This window comes from Salinibacterium xinjiangense (genome assembly GCF_014645015.1).
GTDB classification, from domain to species: Bacteria; Actinomycetota; Actinomycetes; order Actinomycetales; family Microbacteriaceae; genus Rhodoglobus; species Rhodoglobus xinjiangensis.
The window spans coordinates 235,971-250,424 of the sequence record NZ_BMLC01000001.1 but is presented as its reverse complement, the minus strand read 5'-3'; the positions used below and the strand labels follow the sequence as shown (position 1 = coordinate 250,424).

The window sequence follows — 14,454 nt, the reverse complement described above, 5'->3', positions numbered from 1 at the left end:
AACGCGTATCGGGCAATCCAGTGTGGCTGTCACTACGACGCTCACGGGTGTCGAAGCAGGTTCGCAACGGACAGGAACCGTATGGTTGAGGTCGCCATCGAACACGGTGGATACCGATCATTGGCACTTACCCGGAGGCAGTCATGTCGAGCGCTGACTACACCGCCCGTCACCTCTCGGTGCTCGAAGGCCTTGAGGCGGTGCGCAAGAGGCCGGGCATGTACATCGGCACCACCGATTCCCGCGGACTCATGCACTGCCTGTGGGAGGTCATCGACAACTCGGTAGACGAGGCGCTCGGTGGCCACGGATCCGAGATCAGCGTGGTGCTCCATAAGGACGAAAGTGTGACGGTGCGTGACAGGGCGCGCGGCATCCCCGTCGATATCGAGCCGAAGACGGGCCTGTCTGGCGTCGAGGTCGTGTTCACGAAGCTCCACGCCGGCGGCAAGTTCGGCTCAGGGTCGTATGCGGCATCCGGTGGGCTTCACGGAGTCGGTGCATCCGTCGTCAACGCCCTTTCTGAGCGACTCGACGTCGAAGTCGACCGCAACGGCAAGACGTGGGCGATGTCGTTCCACCGCGGTGAACCGGGCATCTTCGACGATCGTGGCGGTGAGCCAACCCTCGATGCGCCGTTCACCCCGTTCGTATCGAACAGCGAACTGCGCGTTGTGGGCAAGGTTGCGAAGGGCGTCACGGGTACCCGCATCCGGTATTGGGCAGACCGTCAGATCTTCGCTAAAGGTGCGACGTTCCAGACCGACGAGCTGCTGGATCGTGTCAGGCAGACCGCATTTCTCGTTTCAGGGCTCAGGATCGACATCAGGGACGAGCGACCGGTCGAGCCGACACACGAGACCTATCACTTCGAGGGTGGCATCGGTGAGTTCGTGGAGCACCTCGCGACCGATGCCCCGATTATGGACACCTGGCGAATGAGCGGTGAAGGTACATTCACCGAAACCGTCCCCGTCCTGCAGGACAACGGGCACATGACGCCCACGGAGCTGACCCGCACCTGCGAGGTCGATGTCGCGCTGCGGTGGGGCACAGGCTACGACACAGTGTTCAAGAGCTTCGTGAACATCATCTCGACACCGAAGGGTGGCACCCACCAGGCGGGCTTCGAGCAGGGGATGCTCAAGTTCCTCCGCGCGGAGGCCGATAAGAATTCCCGCAGGCTGAAACTGGGTAACGACAAGCTCGAAAAAGACGACGTACTGGCAGGGCTTACTGCGGTGCTGACAGTGAGGGTACCTGAGCCTCAATTCGAGGGACAGACAAAAGAGATCCTCGGCACCCCGGCAGTGCGCAACATCGTCGCGCAGGTGGTGAGCAAGGCGCTGACCGAGCGATTCACGTCGACAAAGCGGGACGACAAGGCGCAGTGCGCTCTCGTGCTCGACAAAATCGTCGCTGAGATGAAATCTCGGATCTCCGCCCGCGCCCACAAAGAGACCCAGCGCCGAAAAAACGCGCTCGAGAGCTCTTCCCTGCCGGCGAAGCTCGTCGACTGCCGGTCGAATGATGTCGCCAACAGTGAGCTTTTCATCGTCGAGGGCGATTCGGCCCTCGGTACCGCGAAGCTGGGTCGCGACAGCGAGTACCAGGCCCTCCTGCCCATCCGCGGCAAGATCCTCAATGTGCAGAAGGCCTCCGTGAGCGACATGCTCTCGAATGCCGAGTGTGCCTCGATCATCCAGGTGATCGGCGCAGGCTCTGGTCGAAGCTTCGACCTGGAAGCGCGACGCTACGACAAGGTCATCATCATGGCCGACGCCGATGTCGACGGTGCACATATCCGTACGCTGCTGCTCACCCTGTTCTTCCGGTACATGCCAGAGATGATCGCCGCCGGGAAGGTTTACGCGGCGGTGCCTCCATTACATCGGGTCATCGTGATCAATCCGGGTTCGAAACCGAATGAGACGATCTACACCTACTCCGAGAGCGAATTGAACGCGGTGCTCGCCGGGTTGAAGAAGACCGGAAAGAAATACCAGGATCCGATCCAGCGCTATAAAGGGCTGGGCGAGATGGACGCCGACCAGCTGGCTACGACGACGATGGATCGCCAGCATCGCACCCTTCGTCGCGTCAATTCGCCGGATGCCGAGATGGCCGCGACGGTCTTCGAGCTGCTGATGGGCAATGACGTGGCACCCCGTAAAGAGTTCATCATCGCCGGGAACGGGCTCGACAGGGACCGGATCGACGTCTAGCGTCTGATCGACTTCGCCCGTCCACACGGGCTACGTAGAATGCGCGAGTGAGGGTCGAGACAACCAGTGGCGCCGTCGAGGGAGTGCTTCGACGGGGACTGAGGATGTGGCGGGGTATCCCGTTCGCTGCACCTCCGGTCGGCGATCTCAGGTTCCGTGCGCCTGCGCCGGCTCGACCGTGGGAGGGGGTGCTCGACGCCACGGACTTCGGTGCCGTGGCCCCGCAGGACCGGAAGGGACAGTTTCTCGGGCCGGCATCCAACGTCCCTATCTCTGAGGATTGCCTCACACTGAACGTCATCTCGCCACCGGAAGGCGACGGGCTGCCGGTAATGGTCTGGGTACACGGCGGAGCGTACAGCGTGGGTTCGTCACGCGAGATCCGGTACCAGGGCGAGGTGCTGGTGCGACGGGGTGTGGTCTTCGTGAACATGAACTACCGCCTCGGCGCCCTCGGATTTCTCGACCTCAGCAGCTTCTCAACACCCGAACGGCCGCTGGAATGCAATCTCGGGCTCCGCGATGTCGTGGCGGCACTCGAATGGGTTCGGGACAATATCGGCAATTTCGGGGGAGACGCATCGAATGTCACTCTCTTTGGAGAGTCGGCTGGCGCCAATGCGGTGACAACTCTCATGACCGTTCCCGCGGCCGCAGGGCTTTTCGCCAGGGCGATCGCGCAGAGTTCGCCGGCCAACGCGGTCTATCCCAGCGACGTGACCGCACAGTGGGCAGGCGAGTTCGTCGAGCTGCTCAGCGAGGTCGCAGACGATTCGAGCACCGACAGCACGTCGTCCGATGAAGCTGGCCGGCTCCTGTCCACTGCGAGCATCGACGACATCGTCGCCGCAACCACGAGAATGCAGCTACTGGCCCCGGATCGGCACCCCGGCACCATCGCACTGAGTCCGGTCATCGATGGCGAGTTCCTGCCGGAACGGCCCCTCGATGCCTTCAAGGCCGGACGTGCGCATCCCGTTTCACTCATCATCGGCACCAATGATCGTGAGGGCTCGCTCTTCACGGGAAGGCTCGACATTCTCGCGACGACTCCGCCGCGCATCCGGGCGATCTTCGCCAGGACGCGCAAGCGATCTCGAAAGGCACTGAAGGCCCTGTACCCCGGGCTCCCAGCTCGCAGGGCAGCGGCAGACTTTGGCGGGGACTACGCGTTCTGGTTCCCCTCGGTCAAGGTCGCAGAACGTCACTCGCGCTTCGCCCACGTTCATTTCTATCGCTTCGATATCGCGCCACGACTGGTGCGGTGGGCAGGCTACGACGCGACTCACGGGCTGGAACTGTTCGCTCTTTTCGACAGGATGGATGGCATATTCGGTCGACTCCTGGGCTCGCTGGGTGGCCGAAGGGCGTTCAAACGGGCGGGTGTTCGCATGCAGGACCACTGGGTGAGTTTCGCCCGCAACGGCACACTGACAGGGTGGCCGAAGTACACGTCGCGGCGACGCAAGACGCTGCTGATCGACGCGATCGATGCGGTCGAGGAGGATCCTCGTGGTGACAGGCGCACAGCGTGGCAGGATTTTGTGCCGCATGTTTAGCGAAAGGCGGCCCAGGCACCTTCTCGTGGCCGAGCTGGGCGCCGACCGCTCCATGGTGGCACTCATGGATATTGGCGCCAGGGTGTATCCGACGGCCGGAACTGAGGACGCAAAGCTGACGGCTCAGGTGACTCGGGCTAGAGGGATGACCCGATCGAGCCGATCACACCGTCGAGCGGGCTGCCGGATGCATCCCGCTTCGCCCCTGGGTCCGGCAGGTGCCGTACAGAACCGTCGGTGCCCACAGCGAGCGCAGGGGCGGAACCGGCCCACGCGATCATGAGCGAATCCTCGCCCTTCAGGAAGCTGTGCGCGCGCACTCCTGCGGTCGCCCGGCCCTTCGCGGGGAAATCGTCCATCGACGACACCTTCGCGCGTCCGGGATCTGCACCGGCGATGGTGGCTGTCGAGCTCGATACCGTGGCAACGACCGCGTCGAGCGTTGGGTTGACGGTACCGAAGAAGATGACCGAGGCGGCTGCAGAGAGATTGATACCGGCCATTCCGCCGGCAGCCACACCCTGGGGTCGCACAAGCGCCGATCCGAACCGCAGCAACTGTGCGTCAGTGGTGACGAAAACCAGTTCGTCCTCGTCTCCGGAGTGGGCTACACCGACTATCTGGTCACCGGGTTTCAGGGCGACGATCTCCACATCGGGCCGTAACGGCCACGAGCCGGGAATCACTCGCTTCACGATGCCCTGGCGCGTTCCGAGCGCAATCGGTGTCTGCGAATCGAGTGAAACGACACCGACCACGGTCTCCTTCCCGCTGATCGCCAGGTAGTCCGTGATCTTCGTGCCCGCGGCGAGTTGGATCGAATTCGACGGCACGCTTGGAAGGTCGACCGCGGTGAACCGGATAAGCCGACCGAGATTGGTGACAGCACCGATCTCGGTTCTGCTGGTCGTGATGAGTCGAGAGCGGATCGCATCGTGTGTGGATCGCCGTCTCGCGGGCTTCCCGGCCATTGGTTCGTCGCCTCCATCCGGTGCGATATCGACCCGGATTGCGCGACCCGTGGTCGAGAGGATCACCTCGCAGGGAGCATCCGCTATTTCCAGGATGGCGGCGTTCCGGCGCGATGCTGCGGTGGTGGCGATCGAGGCACGCGCTTCGGTGAGTAGTGTGCGTCGCGGCGTTCCGAAGCGTAGAGCGACCTCCTCGAGTTCATCAGACGCCAGCCGCGCGATGCGCGCAGGATCTGCCAGCAACTGCTCGAGGTGGGCGATCTCGGTTCTGAGCTTCCCTGCCTCGCTCTCGAGTTCGATGAGGCTGAACCTGGTGAGCCTGCGCAGCCGGAGCTCGAGAATGTGCTCGGCCTGGATTAGGCTCAGGTCGAAGACGTCGATCAGCCTGGCGCGAGCCTTTTCACTGTCATCGCTTTGCCTGATGACCTGGATCACTTCGTCGATATCGACGATCGCGACCAGGAGGCCCTCGACGAGGTGCAGTCGCTCCTTGCGGCGCGCGAGCCTGAAGAGACTGCGCCGACGGATGACGCTGAGCCTGTGGTCGAGGTAGACCTGCAGCAGTTCCTTGAGGCCGAGCGTGCGGGGGCCGCCGTCCACGAGCGCGACATTGTTGATGCTGAAGCTGTCTTCGAGCGGGGTCAGCCGGTAGAGCTGCTCGAGCACGGCTTCCGGGCTGAATCCCGTCTTGATGCCGATGACGAGTCTCATACCGTGTTTGCGATCGGTAAGGTCTGTCACATCCGAGATGCCACTGATTTTTTTGGAGTTCACTCCATCTTTGATCTTCTCGATCACACGCTCAGTACCGACGAGGAACGGAAGCTCGGTGACGACGAGCCCCATCTTGCGGGCAGTGATCGGCTCCACTGACACCCTTGCGCGGGTCTTGAATGCTCCGCGCCCGGTGGCGTAGGCATCTTTGATGCCATCCAGCCCGACGATCGTGCCGCCGGTCGGAAGATCGGGCCCGGGCACGAAGGCCATCAGGTCGTCGAGCGATGCAGCCGGGTTCTCCAGCAGGTAACGCGCCGCAGCCACGACCTCGATGAGGTTGTGCGGTGCCATATTGGTCGCCATACCGACCGCGATGCCGCTCGCACCGTTGACGAGCAGGTTCGGAAATGCGGCAGAAAGCACTTCCGGCTGGGTGAACTGATTGTCGTAGTTAGGAATGAAGTCGACGACATCCTCGTCGAGATTCTCGGTCAGGGCCAGTGCTGTCGCATGGAGTCTCGCCTCGGTGTATCGGGGAGCGGCCGGGCCGTCGTCGAGCGTGCCGAAGTTTCCGTGACCGTCGATGAGCGGAACGCGCAGCACGAAGTCCTGTGTCAACCGCACCATGGCGTCATAGATCGATGCGTCTCCGTGCGGGTGCAGTTTTCCCATCACCTCGCCGACCACGCGCGATGACTTCACGTGGCCGCGATCAGGGCGAAGGCCCATCTCCGACATCTGGTACAGGATCCTGCGCTGCACGGGCTTGAGACCATCGCGGGCATCGGGGAGCGCGCGAGAGTAGATGACCGAGTACGCGTACTCGAGGAACGAACCCTGCATCTCGGTGGTGACATCGACATCTTCGATGCGCTCGCCCGGGGCAGCGATGTTGGTGGGGTTTTCGGGAGTAGCCATAAGATTGCCCCCATGCTACCGGCGCCCAAACCAGACGGATTGAGCCTTGCCGATGTGTTGCGAAGTTGCCTCGATGCCATCAATGGCCAGGAGAATCGCCTCACGCTGCCTGCCGTCGATAATGCGATCGTCGTGCTCATCGACGGGCTGGGTGCTGACATCCTCAAGGCCAGCTCGGGCCACGCTCGAACTCTTGCTGGTGCGATGACCTCGAAGTCGGTCATCGAATCCGGATTCCCGACCACGACGGCATCCGCTCTCGCCACACTGGCCACTGGAGTGAAGCCCGGCCAGCACGGCATGGTCGGGTATAGCGTGCTCGATGCCGCGCACGACCGTGTGGTCAACCAGTTGTCCGGCTGGGATGCGCTGATCGATCCTGCGACCTGGCAGCGGGTCCCCACCCTGTTCGAAACCGCGAGGGCGCAGGGACGAGACCCTGTGGTCATCGGCCCGTCGAGGTATCGGAACTCCGGTTTCACTACCGCCGTGCTCCGCGGTGCACGATACGTGCCCGCAGCCTCGATGGCAGATCGGATGGCGGCGGCTTCTGCCGAGATCGCGACGACCGGCGCCCCAAAACTCATCTACGTGTACATTCCCGAGCTCGACCAGGCCGGCCACGCGCACGGGTGGCAGTCGAGGGAATGGACGTCGGCGCTCGAGTCGGCCGACGCGGCGGTACGCGACCTGGTGCTCTCCCTGGGCCAGAGAGACGGTGTGCTCGTCACCGCAGACCACGGATTGCTCGACGTGCCGCAGCATGCGCATGTGCTCGTGGATGGTGAGCTTCTCGACGGCGTGAGATTCCTGGCGGGGGAGCCTCGATGCCTGCAGCTGTACTTCGAACCAGGCGCAAGTGAAGCGCAGCGCGCGGCCACCGTAGCGCGCTGGCACGAAGCAGAAGACAGCCGAGCCTGGATAGCGACCCGGGCAGAAGCAGTGCAGGCTGGATGGTTCGGTGACGTCAGTGAGGAAGTCCTGCCCCGCATCGGAGACGTCCTCGTGGCGGCACGCAAAGCAATCGCGTACTACGACGGTCGAATCGTGAATCCTGCCGGGCGAGGAATGATCGCACAACACGGTTCATGGTCACCCGCAGAATCCCGGGTGCCGCTCATCAGGTTCGGCGCATTCGCCTGACTGCGCGATTCCGCTTCTAGGCGGGATCGTCGTCCGGGCGAGCGCCGAAGACGATCTCGTCCCAGCTCGGCATCGACGCGCGCGACTTGCGGCGCACGGCGGGCTGCGGTGACGTGGTGCGGATGGGGTCTTCTGCCTCGTCATCGAACAGGTCCATCTGCACGTCGACGATCCTGATCGAACCTGTCGACGGGTGTGATGCCCGGGATTGGGTATCGTCGAAATTCGTGCTCTCTCGCTCGCCACGGCGGCGACGAAGCGCCTCGAGCAGGTCAGAGGTCTGGTTGCCCTGCACTGATTCCTCGGTACGACCTCTGGCGATGGAAACGGGATCCTGGGAAGACTGCGTGGTCGGAGACAGTTGTTGGGACTCGCTGAGGGCGAAGGCTCCGCTGTCGAAGCGGGACGCGCCCGAGTCGGACGCGTCCGGGATGGGTTCACTGACAGCGCGGAGCCTCGGCATCATGCTGCCACTGGCGTCTCCCTGCTGGGACAGGGTCACAGCCTCGCTATTGGTGGGTGTCAGGGACTGCTTCTTGGGATCGAAACCCCAGCGGGCGTCGTGGTCGATCTCCTTGGCCGTGAACGCGAGCTTCACGATCCAGCCTGCTTCGGGATCTTTCCAGCTCGCCCACCGTTCGTCATTGGCGCCGAGCTCGTGCAGGCGTTCCCGGATGACCGTGCCGAAGTTGCGACCCTGGCTCATCGGGTCGGTGTCCGCCGTCGCCTTCACGGGGACGCCGAGCGCCGATTGCACGACGAATTCACGTTCGGCAATGACCGGCCCCTCGAAGCGCTGGATGTACTCGAACGACGCGCCGGTGATAGACGCCACGTCCTGTGCTGACATACCCGACCGGATGTGAGCCTGGATTTCTCGCGGCGACAATTTCGGCCCGGTGCCCGGATCGGGCACGCTCTGCCGCAGTTTCGATTGCATCACCTCGTCGATGGGGATGCGGAATCTCGTTCCGTCGTCAGCGACGACAAGCAATGCGCCGCTCTCTACTCCGATTACTCGCAGGTCCTGCATGCTGAAGCCCTCCAGCCATGGATATTTGATATCAGAATCGCATGCCATCAGGGTGATTCGTGGGAATAGAACGGGCGCGCCGCAAGTTACACGCAAAGCACGAAGTTCACGGGGCTCCGATGGTTTGCTATTCCAGATGGTTTGATGCACACTGTCCCCGCGATTCCGTTAAAGAACTTCAAAAACGAGACGCTGACAGAAGTGGATGGGCATGGCAACCGATTACGACGCACCCCGAAAGACCGACGACGATTCGGAGTCGATCGAGGCCCTGAAGGAGCGCGTTCCGGACAAGACCTCGGGTTCTATCGACTCGGACGACTCAGACAATCCCGGCAGCTTCGAGCTTGCTGGGGCTGACCTCTCAGACCTCGACCTCGACGTCGTCGTACTCCCGGCACAGGCCGACGAGTTCACCTGTGTCGAGTGCTTCCTCGTCAAGCACCGTTCACAGGTCGATCACACGACCAAGCTCGGCGCGATCTGCCTGGAGTGCGCGGCTTAGGTCGTCGAGATCGTCCTGGCCTGGTCGATGGCTTTCGAAACCGCTTCCGGGTTTCTGGTCGAGACCAGCCAGTACGGGACCGGATCGTTCGGGTCGACGAGTTCGACCCGGACGACCGGATCCACCCAGCCGCGGATCAGCAGGAATGATCGCGCGTCGAGCCGCTGGCCCCTCTCGAGAGTCGCTTCAGCTCCGCGGAATCCATCGACCGATCCGATGATGCTGATGGGGAGTCGGGCTTTTCCGGCGATCAGTTCCGACGCGGTCACCTCGATCTTCGTCGCGGAAGCCAACAGCGCCGCCAGGCAGCCTAGATAGAGCACGATCGCTGATCCGATTCCAACAAGGACGTTGATGGGAAGAAACACCAGCAGGCTGGCGGGGATCACCAGTGCCGTGCTGATGAACAGCCAGGGAGCGGGCCACAGCTTCTCGCGATAGATCGTCACTCCTCATATTAGACACCGAGTGGGTCAGGCACCGCTCTCGGTCATAGGCCGCGCAGGGTTCTGCACTAGCCTCATCTCGTGGCCGAGAACATCGAAGTGCTCATCGCTAGCGGCGAGACTCCTGTGTATGCACATCCCGGCGACGCCGGCGCAGATCTGCATTCCACTGAGCAGCACGTTATTCAGCCGGGAGCGCGTGCGACGGTCGGTACCGGTGTCAGCATCGCACTTCCTCAGGGATACGCGGCTTTCGTGGTTCCACGCTCGGGCCTTGCCGCCCGCCACGGGATCACCATCGTGAACAGCCCGGGAACGGTGGATGCAGGCTACCGCGGCGAAATCCGAGTCACCATATTGAACACCGATAGCGAGCATCCCTTCTCCATCGACGTAGGGGATCGCATAGCCCAGCTCGTCGTCATGCCCGTGGCGCGGGCGGAATTCATCCGAGTGGCGTCACTGCCCGGGAGTCACCGCGGTGGATCGGGCTTCGGCTCGACCGGCGTGGGACTCATCACCATCGTCGACGAATCCGACATCGACCCAACACGACCAGGAGCTACATCGTGAGTGATATCGCAGCAGACCAGGGCGATGCCCCGGTAGAGGAGCAGCCCAAGTCAGCTCCGGATGACCGCGGAACCGCAGGCCCGCTCGACGAGAGCGAGGCCAATGCCGTCAGGCCGTACGTCGATCTCGGCGGAGTGAAGATCCTGCCGCGGCCTGATCTCCACCTTCGACTCGAAGTGGAGGAGGGCAGCAAGCGAGTCGTGGCGGTCGGCCTGGACTACGCGGGTTCGACCCTGCAGGTGCAGCCGTTTGCGGCCCCTCGCTCCAGCGGCCTTTGGCACGAGATACGCCAGCAGATCGTCGACCAGATCCACAAGCAGGGTGGGACGACCAATGTCGTCGACGGCCCTTTCGGCCCGGAAGTCCGGGCGGAGATCCCCGTGGCCGCGGACCAGGCTGGCGGGAGCCGTGTGGCCCGCTTTATCGGGGTCGACGGCCCCCGCTGGTTTCTGCGCGGCGTGATCGCCGGCGAAGGGGCAGCGGGTGGGGAGGGCGCGGCCCAGATCGAGGATCTTTTCCGATCGATCGTGGTGGTACGTGGCAACACGCCGATGCCGCCTCGCGACCTGATTCCTTTGAGCATGCCGGCAACCGGGCCGGCTGCTGCCCAGGCATGACCGGTAACACGGGAGTGACTGGTGATTCCGATCTCGGCGATGGCCCGAGTGAGCCAGTCAGCGATGCCGCCTCCGTAGCAGACACATTCGCGGCGGCCGCGCGTCGTTCAGGTCTGGGAGCAGTGACGCCGGGCGAAGCGCCCAGCGGCGGTGCGCTGCTCGCGGCCATGGGCGGAGTGCGCGGTCTGGTGGAATCCATTCTGCCGGGGCTTGCGTTTCTCGTTGTGTATACGATCACGCGTGATCTTCTCGTCTCTGTGCTGATTCCGTTGGGGATCGCGGTGCTGTTTGTCGTGGTGAGGATCGTGACGAGGTCACCATTCACGTCAGCGATAGCCGGCGTGATCGGGCTCGCGCTCTCCGCAGGGTTCGCTTTGATCACCGGACGCGCCGAAGACAATTTCCTGCTCGGATTCTTCATCAATGCTGTCTCGCTGGTCGCTCTCATCGTCAGCGTCGCGGCGCGACGGCCGCTGATCGGTGTGATCGCCTCGCTGATTACCGGCGAAGGCGCAGGATGGCGGGCAGACAAGTCCAAATTCCGGGTAGCGCTCATCGCCACGTTCCTGTGGTGCGGGGTGTTCGGCCTTCGTCTCGGAATCGAGGTGCCGCTGTATTTTGCCGGCAACGTCGACGCTCTGGCCACGCTGAAACTCATTCTCGGCGTCCCTCTGTATGCGGTCGCCCTCTGGGTCACCTGGCTGCTCATGCGTACGGTTCATCGTCGCAAGTCGAGCGAAGAGGCTCGCTAACGCGCGCACGCAGGTGCTATATTTATCTCGATATCAAGATACTTTTGATTGGCTCGGCATGATTCCTCATGCTCAAACAGTCTTAGGCTTGCCTTGGTGGCAGTCGATGCTACGGGCAGTGAAAATGGCAGGGCACCCGCGGAGATCACGGGTTCAGCAAGGGAGACGACAGTGTCGGCAGTGAACAGCTTCGGATCGAAAGACACGCTCACAGTCGGTTCAACCGACTACGAAGTGTTTCGAGTCGATAAGGTCCCGGGTTTCGACAAACTCCCGTTCAGCCTGAAGGTTCTGCTCGAGAACCTGCTGCGCACGGAAGACGGCAAGAACGTCACCAGGGCGCAGATCGAATCACTGGGTTCATGGGTCCCTACGGCGGACCCTGACACCGAGATTCAGTTCACCCCGGCCCGCGTGATCATGCAGGACTTCACCGGTGTGCCGTGCATCGTCGACCTCGCCACAATGCGTGAGGCGGTGGGAGCCCTCGGTGGTGACCCCAACAAGATCAACCCGCTGGCGCCCGCTGAGCTCGTCATCGACCATTCGGTCATCGCTGACCTGTTCGGCAGTGAGAATGCTCTCGAACGCAACGTCGAGATCGAGTACGAGCGCAACGGTGAGCGCTACCAGTTCCTGCGCTGGGGACAGACCGCCTTCGACGACTTCAAGGTCGTCCCCCCGGGGACCGGCATCGTGCATCAGGTCAACATCGAGTACCTGGCGCGAGTGACCTTCACCCGCACGGTCGACGGTGCGCTGCGCGCGTATCCGGACACCTGCGTCGGCACCGATTCGCACACCACGATGGTCAACGGCCTCGGAGTGCTGGGCTGGGGAGTCGGTGGTATCGAAGCCGAGGCTGCCATGCTCGGCCAGCCCGTCTCGATGCTGATCCCGAAGGTCGTCGGATTCAAGCTCAACGGTTCCATCCCCACCGGAGTCACAGCCACCGATGTCGTGCTGACGATCACCCAGATTCTGCGCAAGCACGGGGTCGTCGGAAAGTTCGTGGAATTCTACGGCGCCGGGGTCAGCGAAGTGCCCCTTGCGAACCGTGCCACCATCGGCAACATGAGCCCGGAGTTCGGTTCGACATCTGCGATGTTCCCCATCGACGACGTGACGCTCGACTACCTGCGGCTGACCGGTCGCACCGACGAGCAGGTCGCTCTGGTCGAGGCCTACTCCAGGCTGCAGAAGCTGTGGCACGACCCCGAATCTGAACCCGACTACAGCGAGTACCTCGAGCTCGACCTGGCCACGGTTGTGCCCTCGATCGCCGGACCGAAGCGCCCGCAGGATCGTGTCGAACTCAGCAACGCCAAATCGCAGTTCGGCATCGACCTCGGCGACTACACGACCCAGGACGTGTCACGCGTCGATGCTGCCGGTGAGGGCAGCTTCCCCGCGTCCGATCCGAATGGGTTCACTCCGGAAGACGAGGGCACCGGCAACGACGTGATGCACAGTCACGTGAGTCACGCACCCGGAAACCTCTCGCGTCCCGTCAAGGTCACGACCTCAGCAGGACTCGACTACACCCTCGACCACGGTGCTGTCGCTGTCGCGGCGATCACCTCGTGCACGAACACATCGAACCCCAGCGTCATGCTCGCCGCCGGCCTCCTGGCCCGCAACGCGGTGAAGAAGGGCCTCACGTCGAAGCCATGGGTCAAGACCACTCTTGCGCCCGGTTCGAAAGTCGTTACGGACTACTACGCCAAAGCGGGCCTGACCGACGACCTCGAAGCACTCGGTTTCTACACCGTCGGCTACGGCTGCACCGTCTGCATCGGAAACACCGGTCCGCTCATCGACGAGGTCTCTGCGGCCATCAATGACAATGACCTGGCCGTCACCGCGGTGCTCTCCGGTAACCGCAACTTCGAGGGCCGGATCAGCCCCGACGTGAAAATGAACTACCTCGCCTCGCCGCCCCTGGTCATCGCTTACGCTCTCGCGGGTTCGATGAACTTCGACTTCGAAACCGATTCGCTCGGCACGGGAAGCGACGGCAACGAGGTCTACCTGAAAGACATCTGGCCGGACTCAGCCGAGGTGCAGCGCACGATCGACACCTCCATCGACACCGGGATGTTCCTGAAGGAATATGGCGAGGTCTTTGACGGTGACGAGCGCTGGCGTTCGCTGCCAACGCCTGACAGCGAAGTGTTCGAATGGGACGATGCATCCACCTACGTGCGCCGCCCGCCGTACTTCGATGGAATGACACTCGAGACGACGCCGGTCAGCAGCATCACCGGCGCCAGGGTGCTCGCCAAACTCGGTGATTCGGTCACGACCGATCACATCAGCCCGGCCGGCAACATCAAGGCAGACAGCCCGGCTGGCGCCTACCTCCAGGAGCACGGCGTCAGTCGCGGCGACTTCAATTCCTATGGTTCACGCCGTGGAAACCACGAGGTGATGATTCGTGGGACTTTCGCGAACATCCGCCTCAGGAACCAGTTGCTGGATGGGGTCGAGGGTGGATACACGCGCGACTTCACGCAGGCCGACGCTCCCCAGTCGTTCATTTATGACGCAGCCCAGAACTACGCGGCACAGTCAACACCCCTCGTCATCTTCGGTGGCAAGGAGTACGGTTCGGGCTCGAGCCGTGATTGGGCGGCCAAGGGAACGTCACTCCTGGGCGTGAAAGCCGTGATCACGGAGAGCTTCGAGCGTATCCACCGGTCGAACCTGATCGGAATGGGAGTGCTTCCACTGCAGTTTCCCGCCGGTGAAAGCTGGGCGTCTCTGGGTCTTGATGGAACAGAGATCGTCGAGATCTCTGGTGTCGAGGAGCTCAACGAGGGCACGACGCCGAAGACACTGCACGTCACGGCGACGCCGAGCGAGCACTCCGGTGCTGGCAAGTCCGTCGTCGAATTCGATGCTGTGCTTCGAATCGATACCCCCGGTGAGGCCGACTACTACCGAAACGGCGGCATCCTGCAGTACGTGCTCAGGAGTCTCGTTTAGGCTGACG

At 62.8% G+C, this 14,454-nt stretch carries 11 protein-coding genes; 8 read left to right on the top strand and 3 right to left on the bottom strand.

Translation table 11 applies throughout. From position 1 onward, the window contains the following. The first annotated feature begins 143 nt into the window (after positions 1-143). Together IEW81_RS01205 and IEW81_RS01200 are read left to right on the top strand one after the other, a co-directional pair. Positions 144-2,225, top strand: coding sequence for a DNA gyrase/topoisomerase IV subunit B (locus IEW81_RS01205; protein WP_097060877.1), 2,082 nt, complete (start codon positions 144-146; stop codon positions 2,223-2,225). A 47-nt stretch (positions 2,226-2,272) separates the two neighbouring features. Further along, positions 2,273-3,784, top strand: coding sequence for a carboxylesterase/lipase family protein (locus IEW81_RS01200; RefSeq protein ID WP_097060878.1), 1,512 nt, complete (start codon positions 2,273-2,275; stop codon positions 3,782-3,784). 137 nt (positions 3,785-3,921) lie between these two features. On the opposite strand, the gene IEW81_RS01195 is transcribed toward IEW81_RS01200, so the two are convergent. Beyond that, a complete protein-coding gene (locus IEW81_RS01195; RefSeq protein WP_102017061.1) occupies positions 3,922-6,390 on the bottom strand; it encodes a DNA gyrase/topoisomerase IV subunit A in 2,469 nt (822 codons plus the stop codon). Between the two features lie 12 nt (positions 6,391-6,402). Between IEW81_RS01195 and IEW81_RS01190 the strand changes: the two genes are divergently transcribed. Continuing rightward, on the top strand, positions 6,403-7,533 hold the full coding sequence (locus tag IEW81_RS01190; RefSeq protein ID WP_097060879.1) for an alkaline phosphatase family protein: 1,131 nt from the start codon (positions 6,403-6,405) through the stop codon (positions 7,531-7,533). Positions 7,534-7,549: 16 nt separating this feature from the next. Here IEW81_RS01190 and sepH read toward each other — a convergent pair whose 3' ends face one another. After that, a complete protein-coding gene (sepH, locus tag IEW81_RS01185; RefSeq protein ID WP_308421861.1) occupies positions 7,550-8,614 on the bottom strand; it encodes a septation protein SepH in 1,065 nt (354 codons plus the stop codon). 163 nt (positions 8,615-8,777) lie between these two features. Between sepH and IEW81_RS01180 the strand changes: the two genes are divergently transcribed. After that, complete coding sequence (locus tag IEW81_RS01180; protein WP_097060880.1) at positions 8,778-9,071, top strand: DUF4193 domain-containing protein; 294 nt, start codon at positions 8,778-8,780, stop codon at positions 9,069-9,071. Here IEW81_RS01180 and IEW81_RS01175 read toward each other — a convergent pair. Beyond that, positions 9,068-9,520, bottom strand: a complete 453-nt coding sequence (locus IEW81_RS01175; protein ID WP_097060881.1) for a DUF3093 domain-containing protein — start codon at positions 9,518-9,520, stop codon at positions 9,068-9,070. The genes IEW81_RS01180 and IEW81_RS01175 overlap by 4 nt on opposite strands. Before the next feature lie 78 nt (positions 9,521-9,598). On the opposite strand from IEW81_RS01175, the gene dut reads away from it, so the two are divergent. The 4 genes from dut (at position 9,599) to IEW81_RS01155 (ending at position 14,447) form a co-directional block, all read left to right on the top strand. Beyond that, positions 9,599-10,090 carry a dUTP diphosphatase gene (gene dut / locus IEW81_RS01170; protein ID WP_097060882.1) on the top strand — a complete coding sequence of 164 codons (492 nt, stop codon included), beginning with the start codon at positions 9,599-9,601 and terminating at the stop codon, positions 10,088-10,090. Beyond that, the gene (locus IEW81_RS01165) at positions 10,087-10,707 is read left to right on the top strand and encodes a DUF3710 domain-containing protein (RefSeq protein ID WP_097060883.1); all 621 of its coding nucleotides are present in this window, start codon (positions 10,087-10,089) and stop codon (positions 10,705-10,707) included. The genes dut and IEW81_RS01165 overlap by 4 nt, the downstream gene beginning before the upstream one ends. Next, entirely contained in the window at positions 10,704-11,459 is a 756-nt protein-coding gene (locus IEW81_RS01160; RefSeq protein WP_097060884.1) for a DUF3159 domain-containing protein, read from the top strand. The genes IEW81_RS01165 and IEW81_RS01160 overlap by 4 nt, the downstream gene beginning before the upstream one ends. Positions 11,460-11,630: 171 nt before the next feature. Beyond that, positions 11,631-14,447, top strand: a complete 2,817-nt coding sequence (locus IEW81_RS01155) for an aconitate hydratase (protein ID WP_097060967.1) — start codon at positions 11,631-11,633, stop codon at positions 14,445-14,447. The last annotated feature ends 7 nt before the right edge of the window (positions 14,448-14,454 follow it).

What these genes read in the sequence shown, in the direction of transcription:
- IEW81_RS01205 (WP_097060877.1), top strand. Translation starts at nt 144, where the DNA reads ATGTCGAGCGCTGACTACACCGCCCGTCACCTCTCGGTGCTCGAAGGC.
- IEW81_RS01195 (WP_102017061.1), bottom strand. Translation starts at nt 6,390, where the DNA reads ATGGCTACTCCCGAAAACCCCACCAACATCGCTGCCCCGGGCGAGCGC.
- IEW81_RS01190 (WP_097060879.1), top strand. Translation starts at nt 6,403, where the DNA reads ATGCTACCGGCGCCCAAACCAGACGGATTGAGCCTTGCCGATGTGTTG.
- sepH (WP_308421861.1), bottom strand. Translation starts at nt 8,614, where the DNA reads ATGGCATGCGATTCTGATATCAAATATCCATGGCTGGAGGGCTTCAGC.
- IEW81_RS01180 (WP_097060880.1), top strand. Translation starts at nt 8,778, where the DNA reads ATGGCAACCGATTACGACGCACCCCGAAAGACCGACGACGATTCGGAG.
- IEW81_RS01160 (WP_097060884.1), top strand. Translation starts at nt 10,704, where the DNA reads ATGACCGGTAACACGGGAGTGACTGGTGATTCCGATCTCGGCGATGGC.